Source organism: Methylobacterium sp. 092160098-2, from assembly GCF_028920805.1.
Taxonomy (GTDB): Bacteria; Pseudomonadota; Alphaproteobacteria; order Rhizobiales; family Beijerinckiaceae; genus Methylobacterium; species Methylobacterium fujisawaense.
This window is the reverse complement of record NZ_JAQPZJ010000003.1, coordinates 45,888-63,208: the sequence shown is the minus strand read 5'-3', so window position 1 is coordinate 63,208 and position 17,321 is coordinate 45,888. Positions and strand designations below refer to the sequence as shown.

Sequence of the window (17,321 nt, the reverse complement as noted above, 5' to 3'; positions counted from 1 at the left end):
CACGCTCGGCTTCGCGGCGCGCGGAACGCCGGGACCCGTCAGCGGTCGGCATACTCCGCCGCGACGAGCCTGCGCAGGCCCGCTTCGAGATCGATGCGCGGCCGCCAGCCGGTCCGGCCGAGGAACCGCGTCGAGTCGAGCATCTTGTAGGCCGCGCCCTGGAACGAGCCGGGCGGGCTCACGAGGGGCACGGACCAGTCGAGGGCCGCCAGGGCCGCCCGGGCCACCGCCTCGACGGTGACGGGCGTGTTGGCGGCGCAGTTGAGGATCTCGTTCTCGAACGCCCGGTCGGCCGCCAGGATCGCGTCGATCTGGTCGTCGACGTAGAGCACCTCGCGGATGGTCTGCGGGTTGCCCCAGACCTCGAAGGCCTGCGCGCCCGCTGCCTTCTCCCGCACGGCGCGGTCGAGGAGGGCGCCGACGAAGTGGCTGCGGTCGGAGGCCGTGTTGTCGTGCGGACCGTACAGGGTCGCCAGCACGCAGTGCAGGAAGCTCAACCCGTACTGGTGCGCGTAGGCCGCCGAGCCCGTCGCCAGGACCTGCTTGGCGAGCCCGTAGCCGATCACGGAGGGATGGGTCGGTCCCTGTCCGAAGCGCGCCTCGGGGAGGGGCTCGGCCGATTCCGGATAGGTGCAGGACGAGCCCGTGGAGACGAGCTTGGCCTGCGGCTGGTACAGGCGCCACGCCTCGAGGACGTTTAGGTGGATCCGGGCGTTGATCGCCAGGAGCTCGCCCTGGATGTCGTACTGAATTGCGCCGGTCCGCTGGCGGGTCACCACGTGGAAGATGCGGCCGGCCGGGGGGGCGTCGCGCAACGCCCGCTCGACATTGGCCCAGTCGGACAGGTCGCCCGCCGCGCGGCCGATCTCGACGACCTCGCGGCCCTCGGCCCGGAGCCGCGGCACGAGGTTGCGCCCGAGGAAGCCGTCCGCCCCGATGACGATGTCGCGCTCAGGCCCCGGCATGGCGGTACTCCTGGCGATACCACGCGATCGTCGGCCGCAGCCCGTCCGCGAGCCCCGTGAAGGTCGACATTCCGAAGCGCTCGCGCAGCCGCTGGTTGGTCGAACGGCGGGCGAGGACGCCGTGGGTCGTCGTGTCGGGGGCGTGGACGGGCCGGTCCTCTCCCGCCACCTCCAGGATGGTGCGGGCGAGGTCGAGCAGGGTCGTGGTCTCGCCGCGGCAGAGGTTGAGCGCGTCGCTCGTCTCCCGGATCGCGAGCGACCGAGCGAACACGTCGACGACGTCGCCGACGTAGATGAAGTCGCGCTCGACCAGCGGGTTGCCCTTGATCGTGAAGCGCTCGCCCGGGGCCAGCGCGCGCATCACGAAGGCCGGCAGGACATGCGCCTTGCGCGGATCCGTCGAGTCGTGGGGACCGTAGGGGTTGCTCAGGCGGAAGCTGATCGTGTGGATCCCGTAGCGCTCGGCGTGCAGGTCGGCGACCACCTCGGACCAGCGCTTCGACCACGCGTAGAAGGCCTCGTTCGGATTGGGCGGCGCGTTGAGGTCGACCGGCCGCGCGTCGTCGAGGGGATCGCAGGCTGCCGGGTAGACCGCGACGCTCGAGGCCGCGCGCACCTCGCGGATGCTCTTCGTCAGGCAGAACCGGTAGAGGCGGTTGGCGATCTCGGCGTTGCCGGTGAGCAGGTCGCTCTGCGCCGTCTCGAACTTGTCGGCGTCGTAGCGCTGCGCGGCGACGTTGACGACGATCGCGTCGGCGGGGACCGAGAGCGCCTCGAGGGCGTCGAAGCGCGCGGCCTCGGTCGCCCCCGGGACCGCCTGGCCGGAGGGGCTGACCGCGATCAGCCGCGGCACGCGGCCGGCGAGATGCGCGACGAGGTTGCGGCCGACGAACCCGGTCGCACCGACGACGACGACGGCCTCGGGCAAGGGGGCTGAGGGGAGGGCGGCCACGCTCAGGCTGCCGGCAGGTCGGCGGCGGTGATCTCCTTGAGGTCCGGCACCGGAACGATGAAGGCGCCGCCGTTCTCGAGGTAGCGGCGCTCGCGCGCCAGGAACTCGTCGATGAAGTTCCAGGCGAGCACCAGATAGGCGTCGGGCGCGGGCACGCTGCCCTCCTCGACGATCGGGATGCGGGCGCCGGGGATCAGGCGGCCGAACTTCAGAGGATTCTTCTCGGCCGCATATTGAACCAGCCGCGGGCCGATGCCGAAGGCGTTGAGCAGCGTCGCGCCCTTGGCCGGGGCGCCGTAGGCGTGGACCGTCTTCCCCTCGGCGTTCATGCGCTCCAGCAGATCGAGCAGCGCCGCCTGCAGGCGCCGGACGTTCTCGGCGAAGCCGACATAGGTCTCGAATGTGCCATAGCCGCGGGCCTCCTCGTCGGCGCGCATGCGCTTGACCGCGTCGCTGACCGGGTGGGCGCCGGGGAAGCCGACATGCGCCTCCAGGGAGCCGCCGTGGACCGGCACCACGCTGACGTCGAAGACCTCCAGGCCGTGGCGCGCGAACAGCTGCTCCAGGGAGCGGAGCGTGTAGTAGCACAGGTGCTCGTGGTAGATCTGATCGAAGGCGGTGTTCTCGATCATGCCGCCCAGGTAGATCGCCTGCACGACGAAGACGCCGTCCGGCTTGAGCAGCGTGACGATGCCTTTCACGACGCTGTGCAGTTCCTCCAGGTGGAAGAAGACGCCGGCGGCGGTGATCAGGCTCGCTGGCCCGTCCTGCGCGCGGACGATCTCGGCGGTCTCTTCGTTGAAGAAGCGGTTCAAGGTCGGCACGCCGGCGGCGCGGGCCAGTTCCACGACGTTGGCGGCGGGCTCGACGCCGCAGCGGCGCAGGCCGAAGGGCTCGTACTGCCGCAGCCACGTGCCGTCGTTGCTGCCGATATCGACGACGAGGTCCTGCGGCCCGAGGCCATACCGCGCCACGAGCCGGGCCGCCGTCTGGCGGAAATGCTCCACCAGCGTCTTCGTCGTGCCCGAGACGTAGGGGTAGTCGCTGAACATGCTCTCCTTCGGGATCGTGTGATCGATCTGGACGAGCGTGCAGTCGTGGCAGAAGCCGGCGCGCAGGGGGAAATGCGGCTCGCGCCGGTCGGCGAGGTCCGGCGGGATCAGGCGGTTGCAATGCGGCTGGTCGGTGAGGTCGAGGAACAGCTCGACATCGCGTCCATCGCAGACGCGGCATGCCATGGCGAGTTTCGTTCCCGTCATCGTACGACCTATGACATCCGCGGCGCGAGACTCTACGTGCCCGAGACGCTTACCGGCTGAGCTGGAGGGGCGCAACGATCGCTCCGGCCCGGATCGACGACAGGGCAGGACCACTGGATTCGACCCGATCCATACCGCCCGCACCCTCGCGCTGTTCAGCGCATCTCTGCCAAAAACACTACCAATATCTTCGATTTGGAAACAATCATGTCCGAAACCGCGTGGACGATCCGCAAGTCGCACTACATCATGAAGGATCGATGGCTCGGACTCCGTGCCGACGACTGCGTGACACCGTCGGGCCACGTCCTCGATCCCTATTACGTGCTCGAGACCGCGGACATCGCCCTCGTGCTGGGCATCGACGCGGCCGATCATGTCATCCTCGTACGCCAATACCGGCACGCCTATGGGAGCCCGAGCCTGGAGCTTCCGGGCGGGGCCATCGACCCCGGCGACACGGATATCCTCGCGGCCGCCGAGCGCGAGATGCGCGAGGAAACCGGCTACACCTTTGCCGATGCCGAACGCGTGGTCACCCTCAACGCGGATCCTGCCCGCTACGCCAACCGCATGCATCTCGTCCGCGCGCGCGTGATTGCGGCCGGGCCGGCGCGTCCGGATCCCGGCGAAGACATCGCGGTGATGCGCGTGCCGCGGGCCGAGGCTCTGCGGCTCGCCCAGTCGGGCTCCATCGTCGGAGCCGTGCACGCCGCCATGATCCTGATCGGTCTGTCCGGCCGCGGATGAGGGGCGTCACCGGATTGTGGATCGAGCGATCGAACCGCTGACAAGGCCCGCGCGTTCCGCCAATACGATTAATCGCAGGTTAAAGAGCGGATTGAAGCGTGCCCGAGTACGACATCAAGATCGTCGCTCCGCGAGATCGGAAGGCCGCGGACGCCGAGCGCGAGACGCCGCCCAAGCGCCGGCTCGACTGGGACCGCGCCATGCGTGAGGCGGCCGAGGCGGAGCTCTCGATCCAGTCCCACGACTGAACCCGCCGCGCGGCGACGCGCGCCCTGGTCCCCCACACGTGTTGCCGCTTCCTAGCCCGTCAGCGCGGCCTCGCGCAGGAAGGCGAGCAGGTCCTCCGACCGGAAGTGATGCACGGCGAGCCCCGCCGCCCGGCCGGCGGCGAGATCGGTTTGCTGATCGCCGATCAGGAAGCTGCGCGCGCGGTCGATGTCCCAGTGGTCCATCAGGTCGAGGATCATGCCGGGTTCGGGCTTCCGCCAGCCGTGGACCGCCCTGTAGGCCTCCACCGTCCCGTCCGGATGATAGGGGCAGTACCGGAGATCATCGATATGCGCGCCCGCCGCGCGCAGGTCGTCCCGCATCCAGGCCGTCAGACGGGCCACATCGGCCTCGGTGTAGAAGCCGCGGGCGACCCCCGCTTGGTTCGTGACGACGAACACGAAGAAGCCGGCCTCGTTCAGCGCGCGGACCGCATCACGCGCGCCCTCCATCCAGTGGAACCGGTCCACGGAACCGACATAGCCGTGGTCGTGATTGAGGACCCCGTCCCGGTCGAGGAAGGCGGCCGGTCTCGTCCGGCGGGCCGGGATCTCCACCTGAGCGCGGTCGTAGCTCTCGGGCACGCCGATATCGAGAAAGTAACCGTCGTAGGCCTCGCCCACGACGCGGCCCTCGGCGACCAAAGCGGGCAGGACGTCCCGTTCCAGCGAGCAGGCCGGCGGGAAGCCCTTCAAGGCGTCGCGGCGCACCAGATAGACGCCGGCATTGACGAGACCGGGGCCCGGCTCGGGCGGCCGCTCGAGGAAGGCGGTGATCCGCACGCCGTCGAGGAGCGCGACGCCGTAGCGTGCCGCGTCCGGCACCCGGCGGAGCGACAGGACCATCGCCGCCTCCGGATGACGCGCCGCCAGGGCGGGCAGGGCCAGCAGGTTCACGTCGAACCACGAGTCGCCGTTCAGCAGGAGGAAGGTCTCGTCCGCCTCGGGGAGGGCGTGCACGACGGCGCCGCCGGTCCCGGCCTGCTCCGGCTCGATCGAGACCCGCAGCGTCATGCCGAAGCGTCGCGCGACCGCGTTGTCGGCGGCGTAGGCGCGGATCTTCTCGCTGTGGAAGGAGGCCAGCAGCACGATGTCGGTGAAGCCGTGGCGGCCGAGCTCGAACAGCAGGACGTCCAGGAACGGCTCGCCCGCCACGGGCAGCAGCGGCTTGGGCATCGCAGACGTCAGCGCGCCCAGGCGGGTGCCGAATCCGCCGCACAGGATCATGGCCTGCCGGACGGGGCTGCCGGCGCCTCTCGGTCTCTCGGTCACGGGCCGCCCTTCACGCCGCCGTCCCGCGGGGGAACAGGCTTTCCTCGACGAGGCCGCACACGATGTGCGCGGCGGTGATGTGGACCTGCTGGATCAGGGGCGTCGCGTCCGACGGCGCATGCAGGCACAGATCCGCCCGTTCCGGCATCGCTCCGCCCGTCGCGCCCGTGAACGCGACGACCCGCACGCCCAGCGCCCGCGCCGCATCCATCGCCTTCAACACGCTCGGCGAGCGCCCGGAGGTGGAGAGGGCGAGCAGGACGTCGCCCGGCCGCCCGAGGGCGAGCACCTGCCGCGCGAACACGTGCTCGTACCCGTAATCGTTGCCGATCGCGGTGATCACCGAGGTGTCCGTGGTCAGCGCCAGGGCTGCGGCGGGCGCCCGATCGTAATTGAGCCGCGAGACGAACTCGCCCGCGATGTGCTGCGCGTCGCCGGCGCTCCCGCCATTGCCGATCGTCAGGAGCTTGCCGCCGCCGCGCAGGGATGCGGTCACCACGTCGGCGATCTCGGCGAGGGTCGCCTGGAAGCGGGGATCGTCGAGGGCCGCCTGGAAGGTGTCGCGGGTCTGCGTGAGGAAGTCGACGATCGCGCTCATGAGCACCTCGGTCCGTGCCCGCGCCGGCCGACCTGTCGGGCCGTCCGGCGGGGTGATCGCTGCTGGGCTGGAGCCGTCCGGATCAGACGTTGGCGAACCGCGAATTGCGGATCATCCGGAAGCCCTTGATCAGCTCCTTGATCCCCCGGTCGAGGTCGAAGTCGGGGAACCAGCCGGTCGCCTCCAGCTTCGCATTGGACACGATGTAGTCGCGCTTGTCCGGATCCTCACCGATCGGGGCCTCGACATAGACGAAATTCGGCACATGCGCCTTGATGCGCGCGCAGAGTTCCAGCTTCGACAGGTTGGCGCTCGACAGGCCGAGATTGTACGCCTCACCGCGCATCCGGTCGTAATTGTCGATCGCGTGGATGAAGCCTTTGGCCACGTCGCGGATGTGGATGTAGTTGCGCTTGAAGTGGCCCTCGAAGACCAGGAGCGCCCGGTCGGTCACGGCCCGGTGGGTGAAATCGTTGACGAGGAGGTCGAGGCGCATGCGCGGCGCCATGCCGAACACCGTCGCGAGCCGCAGGCTGACGCCGCGCCCGCTGTCGAGCACGGCCGTCTCGGCCTCGACCTTGGTGGTGCCGTAGAGCGAGATCGGCCGCAGGGGCGATTCCTCGGTGCAGAACTTGCCGGCCTCGCCGACGCCGTAGCCCGAATTGGTCGTCGGGTAGACGATCCTCTGCTCGCCGCCCGCGCGCTGGACCAGGGCGATCACGGCGTCGCGGTTCAGGGTCGTGGCGCCGATCGCGTCCTCCTTGCACAGGGGTGCGCCGACCAGGGCCGCGAGGGGGATGAGCACGTCGTGCTTCGGGATCAGGTCGTCGAGGATGCGCGTATCGCGGGCGTCGCCCTTGATCGGCTCGAACGTATCGTACTGGCAGGCCGAGGACAGGTCCGGCCCTCCGGACTTGAACGTGTCGAGAACCGTGACGTGATGCCCGCGCTCCAGGAGCATCGGCACCAGGATCGTCCCGATATAGCCGGCGCCGCCGGTGATCAGAATTCGCATCGTTGCCTCTCGTCGCGATGAGCCGTCGGGCCGCCTGCGGCCGGGCTGGAATGATGGGCGGGCGCCGCTCAGCGGGTCTGGCGATAGATCAGGGTCGACCCGTCGACATCGATGCCGATCGGAACGACGGATAGCGGCGCCACCCGTTCGGTCAGAGCCGGAAGCCGGTCCGGATCGATGAGGGCGAGGAAGAAGCCGCCCCCGCCCGCGCCGCACAGCTTCGCCCCGTAGGCCCCCGACGCGATGATCGCCTCGAACAGATCGTCGAGCACCGCATTCGAGACCTCACGCGACAGGGTCCGCTTGATGCGCCACGAGGCGGAGAGCATCTCGCCGAGCTGCGTGAGCCAGCCGCTCGTCCCCGCCTCCAGCAGCGAGACGCATTCCTCGACGAGGCGGTAGAGTTCGGACAATTCCTTGTCGATCGCGCGCGCGCGCGTCACGGCGATCTGGGCGGCGACCGTGGTCGTCGCGCGCCGCGCGATGCCCGTATGGACCAGCACCATCGACGCATTGAGCTGCTGTGTGGCCGTAGAACTCATCTGAACGGGGGAGATGCGAATCGCGGAACCGCTGAAATCGAATCGGTTGATCCCGCCGAAGGCGGCATGGAGCTGGTCCTGCACGCCGACATTCTCGCGCAGGATCTCGCGTTCGACTTCGATGGCCTTCTTCGACAACTCGATTTTTGTCGGCTTCTGGTTCAGAATTGTATAGATTGTCCGAAGAAACCCGACAGTGAAGGCCGACGAGGATCCGAGTCCGCTGCCTGCCGCAGGCAAATCGGATATGATGCTTATGTCGAGCCGACGATTGACATCGAAATGCTTGAGGACTTCCCGGACAACCGGGTGCTCTATGTCCTCAACATTGTTACAATGCTCGATCCGGGAATAGCTCAATCTATAATTGTAATCCTGGCAACCAATCAAATCGAGCGCAGCGATGATAATGTATTTGTCAATCGCCGTCCCGACCACCGCACCGGGCGCGCGCTCAAAATATTCAGGATAATCAGTGCCGCCACCGAAAAGGCTGATTCGAAGTGGCGTCCGAGTGACCGTCAGCATCTAGGCATTCCAGATCTTGCATGCGCGTCGTTGTTTTGAACATTGAAAACACGGTCTGACCGGATCAATCGAGCGCACTGCGACGCGCACACGCAAGAAACAGTGTCATGGCGCCTGTGACAGGAGCAACGGCAAGGGCTTTTCCTCAAGCGCGACACGTCAAATGTCCTTTTCGGTCTATTTATCGACAATCCTTCAAATCGAACGGGCGAAGATTTTCATATGGCTTTGAACCCGGGATCCCATGAGAACCGGATTTCGTCCTGCGCGGGCTGAGGCCGAACGGCCTCGTCCCGGGCGCTCTCTCGCGGAACGATGCGGGACCAGCCCATCCTGAAGCCGACCGCGCACGCCCCCGATCGCAGCGGCGAAGGCGCCAGACCGGACATCCTCGGCCCGCCGGAGAGCGCCCCTGCGGCGTTCGCGCCAACGCGTTACGCCGTTGCAGATCGCGCGCCCCAACTGCGAAGATCCCGTGGACACTCGTCTCCGGCCGCCGAGCACTGTCCCGGCCGTCACGATCCCGTCGGCTGTCGTCGATCGTCCCACCGGCCCCGTCCCGGCGCCGCGCCCTGCGGGAGGGATCGATATACGCATCCCATCGGACGACCGGTGATCCTGGCCCATATATCCCGACTGCGACCGCAGTTTCGAAGCGGTCGTTCCTGTGGATGCAGCTTCCGAAATCAGGGTTAAAGGTTCGTAAACGATCGTTTGGGCCCAGGATGAGGATCCGCGCATCCGTGTGCATCGGTCCGTCGGTTCGACGGCCTCCCGGCACGGCAACGGACAGCCCCGCGCCGGCCACGAAGTCTGCACGGCTGCCGGGTTCCCTCTGCAAGCCGTCTGCCGCCATCGGTCGGCCCGGCCTCCGGCAGCGCCTCGAACGGCCTCGCTGAAACCGCGGCGCGCCATCACGCAGGGCTCGCGGCGGCGTCCGTGCCGCGAGCACCGGGGCGGGTTCACCGGCTCAGGCGGCCCGCACGCCGGGCCCATCCCGCCCATGCGCCTGATCCATGATCTCGCCGATCCGCTCGCCGACGGCGACGGCGATCTCGACCGAGGCCGCCCCTTCCGAACCCTGCCGGCAGATCCGGGTGAGGACGTCGGTCACGCGCTGCTCCATGACCCCGAGGATCGCCGCGGCCGCCTGCGGCTGCGCGCCGCGCAGCACGGCGGCGAGGTCGCAATAGGCGTCCTGAAGAAGTCGGAGCGTGAGCCGCTCGACCGCTTGTTCATCCTCCGCCGACAAGGCTTGCATCAGACCCCACTCCCGACAGCGCCCCCAGCCTTGCCCCGACATCTTAACAAGCCGTGAAGGACGCCGCGGGACCGCAAGATTCGGCTAACCCTGCCGCAGGGCCGGGGGACGCCCGCTCACGCGCGGCGCGGATTCCGGGCGGCCGAGGCGGCGCGGTGCGATCCGCGGCCGGGCGGAGGGAACTTGGCGGGCCCTCGGCGGGTCGACCCCGCAAGATCCGTCAGCGCGAGAGCCTCCCCATGCGCCTCCTCATCACCACGAGCCTCTGTCTGGCCGCCATCGCCGCGACACCGGCATCGGCCCAGGTGCAGCAGGCCAATCCCAACGCCGCCAACCGATCCATGGAAACCGGCGGCCAGTTGCGCGCCCTGCGGCAGGAGCAGACGACCCAAAGCAACACGCTGCGGATGGACATCCAGCGCAACCAGGCCGCGACGCCCGCCCCGAATACCGGACCGAACGCGATCGGCCCGACCGGCGGTACGGGTGTGATCGGCCGCTAGGACCGGGACGGTGCTGGCCGGAACCGGTCCACGCTCCCTACACGTCCGGCAGGCGCCGCCCCTTCACGACCACCCGCGGCCACCGGTCCAGCCCGATCGGCATCAGCACGGCGATCCCGGGCGGCACCGCGGCGTCGCCGAGCAGGCTCTCGAGGGAGACCCGGCAGGCTTCCTCGAGCTCGCCCCGCGTGCGTGCGCCGGACGTCTTGATGTCGGCGATCAGGAGCGCCGCGATCTCGTGGGCAAAGGCGTCGCCGTCCAACATGCCGGGCTCCTGTTCTACGCGTGATCCCGTAGAGCCTCTCGCACAACGCCCGGAGCGCGGTTGCGGTCGGAGGCGAAGCCGCCGGCGCCCGAGAGTCTTGTGGGAAACCCTTAGCCGTCTCGGGCCCCCGCGAGCAGCCGGACAGAATTACGTATCCCCATACCGATTGCGGATGGTGTCACCGTCCGGTCCCGGGCGGCTATCCCCCGCGAGACGACCGTGTCGGCCCCCTACCCATAAAGGAGAGATAGTCCGCCCCGGACGGCCCGTGCCACGTCGGACCGGCAGATCGCGGCTCGGAAGCCGCTTGCCGATCGGCGGCGCGCTCCTGGGCTCGCGTGACGGGGACCAGGGTCCGGGTGCCGTGGGGACGCAGCCCGCGATGGCGCCAGAGGGATCGAGGACCGGACCGATGATCATCGTCGACGAGCGCTCCGGCCCCTTGAGCCCTGGCGCCGCCCCCGCCCGCATGCGCGCGTCCGCGGAGAGCTCGCCCGCCGGACGCCGGGGCGCCGGGCGACTGGCGATCCTGGTGTCGGCGGGCACGATCCTGTTTCTGATCCCGGCCCTCTGGAACGGCCACCCGTTCCTGTTCCCCGACAGCGAGCACTACTTCATCATCGGCCGGAGCATCCTCGGCGGTCTCGCCCGGCTCGGCGGCTCGGCGGCGGCGGCCGGCAGCGGCGGCGCCGTCATGGCCGATCCGGCCGCGAGTTCGGATGCGGCGGGCGGCCTTGCCGCGATCGCGGGCGGGCGCTCCCCGGTCTATGCGCTGCTGCTCTACGTCCTGTCCGCCCTGGCGAGCGTGTGGTGGATCATCGTCCTCCAATCCGTCCTCGTCTCCTGGCTGACCGTGACATTCCTCGATCTCGTCTGGGAGCGGCCCCGGCCCGGTGCGGTCCTGGCCGGTCTGGCGGCCTTGGCGCTGCTCACCTCCGCCGGGGCGTTCAGCGGCTTCCTGATGCCCGACGTCTTCGCGGCGACCTTCGTCCTGGCGGCCCTGCTGCTCGTCTTCGACACAGCGGCGTCCCGCGGAAAAACCCTCGCCTATGCGGGCGTTGTCGCCCTCAGCCTGGTGATGCATGCCACGATCGTCCTGCTGGCCGGATCCGCGCTCGTCCTGATCGCGCTGTGCCGGCTCGTCCCCTTCGCAGACCGACATGTCCGCAGGGCGTCGCTGCTCTCGATCGGCGGCGCGCTGATCCTGGGGCTCGCCTTCAATGCGGCCTATCTCCGGCTCGCGGAACGCGTCTCCGGGCATCCGGTCGGAACGCCGCCCTACCTGATGGCGCGCGTCATCGCCGATGGGCCGGGGCGTCTGCTCCTCACCGAGACCTGCACGCCGTCCGATCGCCCCTTCGCGGCCTGCGCCTTCGCAGGCCGGCACTTCGTCGACCACAATGACTTTCTCTGGGGCAGCGGGAGCCCCGGTCCCAACTTCAGCACCGCGCCCGCCGCCCTGCGCACGGCGCTCGGCGCCGAGGAGGGGCGCTTCGTCCGCGCGGCAATCCTGCATCATCCGATCGCGCAGGCGGCGGCCTCGACGCGCAACGCCCTGCGGCAGCTCGTCAGCGTGGACATGACCGAGTTCGTGATCGGGACGCATCTCCTCGTCGACGATGCCGAGTTCAGGACGGCCGCGATCCTGAAGACGATCCCCAAGCTCGACCGGTGCCTCGCGCAACCCGGCGTGTGCCCGCCGGAGGCCGCGCTCATCCCGACCCTGCAGGGTGCCTTCGGCGTCAACCTCCTATCCTGCTTGGCCGCGATGGCCGTCACCGCGCTCTACTGGGCACTGCGGCACCGGCTCGGGGCCGACACCCGGGCGCGTCTGGATCGCCTCATGCTGATCGGGACCGGGATCTGCCTCCTGCTGCTCGTCAACGCGGTGGCCTGCGGCGCTCTGTCCGGACCGCATGACCGCTACCAAGCGCGCCTGGCTTGGCTGAGCGCGCTGTTCATGGTGGCGCTCGCGGTCCATGCGGACGGGCCGGGCGAGCCGCAGCCGGCGCGCAAGCCGGTGTGACGGGCGCTGCGCGCGCCGAGCCGACCCGTCCGCGGCGGGACGGACGGCATGCGCCGGCGGAGACGCGAAGCGGCCGCCTCCGGGCGATGCACGGCGGCGGTCCCCCCGCGGTCGGGCATTCAGGCGCGGATCGCGCCGCCCGGACCTTCAGACGATCTCGCCGGGCAACGAACGGGCCCGTCCCGAGGCTGAACCGGCTCCAGCGCCTTCCGGCAGCCGAAGCCGACGGTGCGGACTGGTCCAGCACGGCCGGACCGAGAGGCCGGCTCCATCCAGGGAGCGATCCGGACACGGCCGTCCCCTGCGGCCGGACCCGTCCCGATATCGCGGCGCGGCCTGCGGATCGGAGGCTGGCCTGGGCAGCCGCGCCGCCCGGCTATCGAAGCTCGGGGGCGGACGACAAGTCGACCCGGGAGCCGACCCGGGAGAAGACGAGGAGGCGCGCGCCCGCATAGTTCAGGACGAGGGCGACCGCGGAGGCCAGGGCCAGGGCGGCGAGGGGGGCGGAGAACGGCTCGGGAAGCCGGAGGATCGCCAGAGCGAAAACCAGCATGTTGCAGGCGAAGCCGAAGGCCTGCACCAGCAGGTAGCCGGCCAGGGCGCTCAGGACCGGGCGCCCCCGCAGATCGGCGAAGCTGAGGCTCCTGTTGAGCAGGAACGTGACCAGCACCGCCACCGTGAAGGACACCGCCCGGGCGGCGAAGGGCCCGCAGCCGAAGCCGTGGATGCAGAGCGCCATCAGCCCGGCATCGGTGACGAATCCGATCCCGCCGACGAGGCAGAAGCGCGCGAAGCGCTCCGCCTCGCTGCGGGGTGCCCGGGCCTCAGCGGACATCGAGCTGCCGGGCCACCGAGAGGTAGAGCAGGCGCTTCAGCTCCTGACGGGTGCGGGTCGTCAGGTCGAGGACGATCCCGGTGAAGAAGGTCAGCACGCTGAGGATCACGATGCCGAGGCTCAGGACCGCCGTCGGCAGGCGCGGCACGAGGCCGGTCTCGACGAAGGTGACGATGACGGGCGCGACCAGCACGAGCGCGGCGAGCAGCAGCGCCACGCTGAGCGCGCCGAAGAACTGGAGCGGCCGCTCGTCCTTCATCAGGCGCAGGATCAGGTACAGGATGCGCGCACCGTCCCGGTAGGTGCGCAGCTTGCTGACCGATCCCGCCGGCCGCTCCTGATAGGCCGTCGTGACCTCGGCGGCGGGCATGCGCAGCTCCAGCGCGTGGACCACGAGTTCGGTCTCGGTCTCGAAGCCGCTGGACATCGCCGGGAACGACTTCACGAAGCGGCGCGACATGACCTTGTAGCCCGAGAGCATGTCCCGGAACTCGCGCCCGAACACGCCCTGGACGAGGCCGGTGAGGACGCGGTTCCCGAGGCGGTGGCCCGGCCGGTAGGCCTGCTGCGAGACCTCCGCGCGGGCGCCGTTGACGAAGTCGAGGTCGTCCTTGAGCACGCGTCCGACCAGGAACGGTGCCGCCGCGGCGTCGTAGGTGCCATCCCCGTCGACCAGGATGTAGATGTCGGCCTCGACGTCGCCGAACATCCGCCGGACGACGTTGCCCTTGCCCTGGCGCGGCTCGATCCGGACGATCGCGCCCGCGGCCCGGGCGACCTCGGCGGTCCCGTCGGTGGAGTTGTTGTCGTAGACGTAGATCTGCGCCGTCGGGAGGGCCGCGCGGAAATCGCCGACGACCTGCGCGATCGTCAGGCTCTCGTTGTAGCACGGGACCAGAACGGCCAGGCGGGGCGGGCGCGCGGTTTCGGCGACGAGGCCAAGGACGGACATGGCGGGGCTCCGCGGCCTCTGCCTGAGGCCTGCCGCCACCGTGCGGGCCGTCCGGATCGACCACAATCGGCCGCGCTCCGGAGCCGGACCGCGCTTTCGACGTAGCGGCGCCGGCCGAAGGAGGGCGGGCTACGTCCTTCGGCGGACCCGGCCGCGCGGGCTCACGCCTCGGCCCGCGCCCGCTTCCGCGCCTCCGGGACGGCGGCGGGCGCCGCGCGGCCGGGTCCGCCGAAGGGCAGGCGCAGGCCCGCGACCACCGGATAGACCGCCGGCAGCACCACGAGGGTGAGCAGCGTCGCGGAGATCAGGCCGCCGATCACCACGGTGGCGAGCGGCCGCTGCACCTCCGCGCCCGCGCTCGTCGAGAGCGCCATCGGCAGGAAGCCGAGCGCGGCGACCAGGGCGGTCATCATCACCGGCCGCAGCCGCATCTCGGCGGCGCGCGTCGCGGCCTCCTTGGCGCCGAGGCCGGTGGCCTCGAGGTCCCGGATGTAGCTCGTGAGCACCACGCCGTTCAGGACCGCGATGCCGAAGGTCGCGATGAAGCCGATCGCCGCCGAGATCGAGAACGGCATCCCGCGCAGGGTCAGCGCCAGGATGCCGCCGGTGGCCGCCATCGGCACGTTGAGGAAGATCAGGCCGGCGATGCGGATATCGGCGAACATCACCACCAGCAGGATCAGGATCGCGGCGAGCGCCGCCGGCACCACCACGGTCAGCCGGCCGGTCGCCTCCTGCAGGTTCTGGAACTGGCCGCTCCAGACCAGGGCGTAGCGCGGCGGCAGCGTGACCTGCTGCGCCACGGCGGCCTGGGCGGCCGCGACGAAGCTCTGCACGTCGCGGCCCCGGACGTTCGCCTGAACGGAGATCCGCCGCTGCAGCCGCTCCCGGCTGATCTGCGCCGGTCCCGTCGCGACCTCCACGCTGGCGACCATCGCCAGCGGCACCATCATCCGGCTGCCGGCCTCTCGACCCGCCTCCTGGCCGGAGCGGCCGACCGGCAGGGCACGGATGCGCTCGATGTCGCCGCGGTCGGCGGGATCCAGGCGCACCACGATGTCGGTGATCGAGTTGTCGTCCCCGTAGACCATGCCGGCGGTGCGGCCGCCGATGCTCTCGACGACGTCGAGCACGTCGGACACGGTGATGCCGTAACGGGCGGCCCGGGCCCGGTCGACCTGGATCGAGAGCGCCGGCATGCCGGCCTGCGCCTCGGCCTTCACGTCCGCGGCGCCCTCGACCCCCGACACCGTCCGCACGATGGCATCGGCCGTGTCCTTCAGGACCTTGAGGTCGTCGCCGTACAGGCTGATCGCGACGTCGCCGCGCACGCCCTCCAGCAGGTCGTCCATGCGCATCTGGATCGGCTGCGAGAAGCTGTAGGCGACACCGGGCACCTCCTCCTTCAGCCGCGTGTCGAAGGCGGCCACGAGGCCGTCCTGCGTCGCGGCGGTGGTCCAGGTGGCGGGGTCGGCGAGGGTGATGAAGCTGTCGGTCGATTCGACGCCCATCGGGTCGGTGGGGATCTCGGCGCTGCCGGTGAGGGAGACCACCCGCTTCACCTCGGGGAAGGATTTCAGGACCCGCTCGATCCGGCCGACCGTGGCCAGCGACGCGTCGAGGGCGATGCCCGGCAGCTTCTCCGAGGTGACGACGATCGCGCCCTCCGACAGCTTCGGCAGGAACTCGCCGCCGAGGCGCGTGGCCAGCACGCAGGAGCCGGCGAAGAGCGCGAGCGCCACCCCGACGGTCAGGACCACGTGCCGCTCGGCGCCGCGCAGCAGCGGCCTGTAGGCGGCGCGCATCCCCCGGACGAGGCGCGTCTCGCGCTCGCCGACGCCGCGACCGGCGAGGAAGAGGGCGGCCAGGGCCGGCATCAGCGTGAGGGTGACGACCAGAGCGCCGGCGAGCGCGAGGATCACGGTCAACGCCATCGGCACGAACATCTTGCCGGCCACGCCCTGCAGCGCGAGGATCGGCACGTAGACGAGGATGATGATCGCCACCGCGAAGATCACCGGCCGCGCCACGGCGGCGGTGGCGTCCCGCACCACCTCGGTGGCCGGCCGGTCCGGATGCTCCCCGCGCGCGCGCAGCACGTTCTCGATCATCACCACGGCGCCGTCGACGATCAGACCGAAATCGATGGCGCCGAGGCTCATCAGGTTGCCCGACAGGCCGAGCAGGCGCATGCCGGCGAACGCCATCAGCATCGCGAGCGGGATCGCGACGGCGACGATCAGGCCGGCCCGCAGGTTGCCCAGCAGCAGCAGCAGGACCACGATCACCAGCACCGCCCCCTCAAGGAGGTTGTGCGCGACCGTATGGATCGTGCGATCCACGAGGGCGCTGCGGTCGTAATAGGGGACGATCGCGACCCCGGGCGGCAGTTGCGGGCGCAGGTCGTCGATGGTCTTCTTGACCCGCTCGACCACCGCGCTGGCATTCTCGCCGTAGCGCATGAGGGCGATGCCCACGACCGTCTCGCCCGCGGCGTCGTGGGTGACGGCGCCGAGCCGGACCTTGGGCGCCTCCTGCACGGTTCCGAGCGTCGCGAGCGTGACCGGGACGCCGCCGGGGCCGGTCGCCACCACGACGTCGGCGATGTCCTGCGGGCCCTTGGCGAGGCCGAGGCCGCGGATCACCTCCTGCTGATCGTTGTGCTCCAGATAGGCGCCGCCGCGCGCGGCATTGTTGTCGGCGAGCGCCGTGTAGACCTGGGCGAGGGTGACCCCGTAACGGCGCAGGGCATCGGCGGAGATGCGGGCCTCGTAGGTCGGCATCTGGCCGCCGTAGATGTTCACATCGGCGATGCCCGGCGTCAGCTTGAGCTTCGGGGCGATCGTCCATTGCAGGATGCGCTTGAGCTGCATCGGCGTGTAGGCCGGCCCGCGCAGCTCGAACTGGTAGATCTCGCCCAGGCCCGTCGCCATCGGGCCCATCTGCGGGTCTCCGACGCCGGCCGGCATCAGGCTCTTGGCCTGCGGCAGGCGCTGGAACACCTCGGCCCGGGCCTCGGTCACCGATACGGATTCGTCGAAGGTCGCGTAGACCGCCGAGACCCCGGCCCGGGACGTGGAGCGCACATTGGCGAGGCCCGGCGCGCCCGCCATGGCATTCTCCACCGGGAAGGTGACGAGACGCTCGACCTCCAGGGGGCCGAGCCCCGGCGACAGGGTCAGGACCATCACCTGCCGGGGCGAGATGTCCGGCACCGCGTCGATGGAGAGGCCCTCGAGGTTGGCGATCCCGCCCGCGGCGGCCGCGAGCGCCACCACCAGGACCAGGAACCGGCGGCGCACCATCAGGGCGAACCAGGTCTTCATCGCGGT

The 17,321-nt window shown here is 70.1% G+C and carries 16 protein-coding genes; 4 read left to right on the top strand and 12 right to left on the bottom strand.

The annotated features are described in order from the left end of the window. Nucleotides 1-38: 38 nt before the first annotated feature. The 3 genes from PQI07_RS32600 to PQI07_RS32590 are packed head-to-tail and all read right to left on the bottom strand — an operon-like array spanning nucleotide 39 to nucleotide 3,176. Nucleotides 39-965: an NAD-dependent epimerase/dehydratase family protein gene (locus PQI07_RS32600; RefSeq protein ID WP_274928963.1), complete on the bottom strand. Its 927-nt coding sequence runs from the start codon at nucleotides 963-965 to the stop codon at nucleotides 39-41. Continuing rightward, nucleotides 952-1,917: an NAD-dependent epimerase/dehydratase family protein gene (locus tag PQI07_RS32595; protein ID WP_274928962.1), complete on the bottom strand. Its 966-nt coding sequence runs from the start codon at nucleotides 1,915-1,917 to the stop codon at nucleotides 952-954. The genes PQI07_RS32600 and PQI07_RS32595 overlap by 14 nt, the downstream gene beginning before the upstream one ends. Before the next feature lie 2 nt (nucleotides 1,918-1,919). Next, nucleotides 1,920-3,176: a class I SAM-dependent methyltransferase gene (locus PQI07_RS32590; RefSeq protein WP_274928961.1), complete on the bottom strand. Its 1,257-nt coding sequence runs from the start codon at nucleotides 3,174-3,176 to the stop codon at nucleotides 1,920-1,922. Nucleotides 3,177-3,383: 207 nt separating this feature from the next. Between PQI07_RS32590 and PQI07_RS32585 the strand changes: the two genes are divergently transcribed. Together PQI07_RS32585 and PQI07_RS32580 are read left to right on the top strand one after the other, a co-directional pair. Next, nucleotides 3,384-3,926 (top strand): NUDIX hydrolase, encoded by a 543-nt coding sequence (locus PQI07_RS32585; protein WP_274928960.1) that lies wholly within the window; start codon nucleotides 3,384-3,386, stop codon nucleotides 3,924-3,926. Between the two features lie 98 nt (nucleotides 3,927-4,024). Continuing rightward, nucleotides 4,025-4,174 carry a hypothetical protein gene (locus tag PQI07_RS32580; protein WP_164706398.1) on the top strand — a complete coding sequence of 50 codons (150 nt, stop codon included), beginning with the start codon at nucleotides 4,025-4,027 and terminating at the stop codon, nucleotides 4,172-4,174. Between the two features lie 51 nt (nucleotides 4,175-4,225). On the opposite strand, the gene PQI07_RS32575 is transcribed toward PQI07_RS32580, so the two are convergent. The 5 genes from PQI07_RS32575 to PQI07_RS32555 form a co-directional block, all read right to left on the bottom strand. Continuing rightward, entirely contained in the window at nucleotides 4,226-5,464 is a 1,239-nt protein-coding gene (locus PQI07_RS32575) for an HAD-IIIA family hydrolase (protein ID WP_274928959.1), read from the bottom strand. Nucleotides 5,465-5,474: 10 nt separating this feature from the next. After that, the gene (locus tag PQI07_RS32570) at nucleotides 5,475-6,062 is read right to left on the bottom strand and encodes a D-sedoheptulose 7-phosphate isomerase (protein ID WP_053610038.1); all 588 of its coding nucleotides are present in this window, start codon (nucleotides 6,060-6,062) and stop codon (nucleotides 5,475-5,477) included. 82 nt (nucleotides 6,063-6,144) lie between these two features. After that, the gene (locus PQI07_RS32565) at nucleotides 6,145-7,077 is read right to left on the bottom strand and encodes an NAD-dependent epimerase/dehydratase family protein (RefSeq protein WP_043756300.1); all 933 of its coding nucleotides are present in this window, start codon (nucleotides 7,075-7,077) and stop codon (nucleotides 6,145-6,147) included. Between the two features lie 68 nt (nucleotides 7,078-7,145). Further along, nucleotides 7,146-8,147 (bottom strand): GHMP family kinase ATP-binding protein, encoded by a 1,002-nt coding sequence (locus PQI07_RS32560; RefSeq protein WP_182593010.1) that lies wholly within the window; start codon nucleotides 8,145-8,147, stop codon nucleotides 7,146-7,148. A 970-nt stretch (nucleotides 8,148-9,117) separates the two neighbouring features. Continuing rightward, nucleotides 9,118-9,408 carry a hypothetical protein gene (locus tag PQI07_RS32555; RefSeq protein WP_043349792.1) on the bottom strand — a complete coding sequence of 97 codons (291 nt, stop codon included), beginning with the start codon at nucleotides 9,406-9,408 and terminating at the stop codon, nucleotides 9,118-9,120. A 239-nt stretch (nucleotides 9,409-9,647) separates the two neighbouring features. On the opposite strand from PQI07_RS32555, the gene PQI07_RS32550 reads away from it, so the two are divergent. Continuing rightward, nucleotides 9,648-9,911, top strand: coding sequence for a hypothetical protein (locus tag PQI07_RS32550; RefSeq protein WP_043349789.1), 264 nt, complete (start codon nucleotides 9,648-9,650; stop codon nucleotides 9,909-9,911). Nucleotides 9,912-9,948: 37 nt separating this feature from the next. Here PQI07_RS32550 and PQI07_RS32545 read toward each other — a convergent pair whose 3' ends face one another. After that, entirely contained in the window at nucleotides 9,949-10,176 is a 228-nt protein-coding gene (locus PQI07_RS32545; protein ID WP_043349788.1) for a hypothetical protein, read from the bottom strand. Nucleotides 10,177-10,588: 412 nt separating this feature from the next. Here PQI07_RS32545 and PQI07_RS32540 point away from each other — a divergent pair, with 412 nt between their 5' ends. Next, nucleotides 10,589-12,202, top strand: a complete 1,614-nt coding sequence (locus tag PQI07_RS32540) for a hypothetical protein (RefSeq protein WP_274928958.1) — start codon at nucleotides 10,589-10,591, stop codon at nucleotides 12,200-12,202. 376 nt (nucleotides 12,203-12,578) lie between these two features. On the opposite strand, the gene PQI07_RS32535 is transcribed toward PQI07_RS32540, so the two are convergent. The 3 genes from PQI07_RS32535 to PQI07_RS32525 form a co-directional block, all read right to left on the bottom strand. Then, entirely contained in the window at nucleotides 12,579-13,037 is a 459-nt protein-coding gene (locus tag PQI07_RS32535; protein ID WP_075379906.1) for a GtrA family protein, read from the bottom strand. After that, nucleotides 13,027-13,989, bottom strand: coding sequence for a glycosyltransferase (locus PQI07_RS32530; protein ID WP_043349781.1), 963 nt, complete (start codon nucleotides 13,987-13,989; stop codon nucleotides 13,027-13,029). Before PQI07_RS32530 ends, PQI07_RS32535 begins: the two co-directional genes overlap by 11 nt. A gap of 161 nt (nucleotides 13,990-14,150) precedes the next feature. After that, on the bottom strand, nucleotides 14,151-17,315 hold the full coding sequence (locus PQI07_RS32525; RefSeq protein WP_043756307.1) for an efflux RND transporter permease subunit: 3,165 nt from the start codon (nucleotides 17,313-17,315) through the stop codon (nucleotides 14,151-14,153). Between the last annotated feature and the right edge of the window lie 6 nt (nucleotides 17,316-17,321).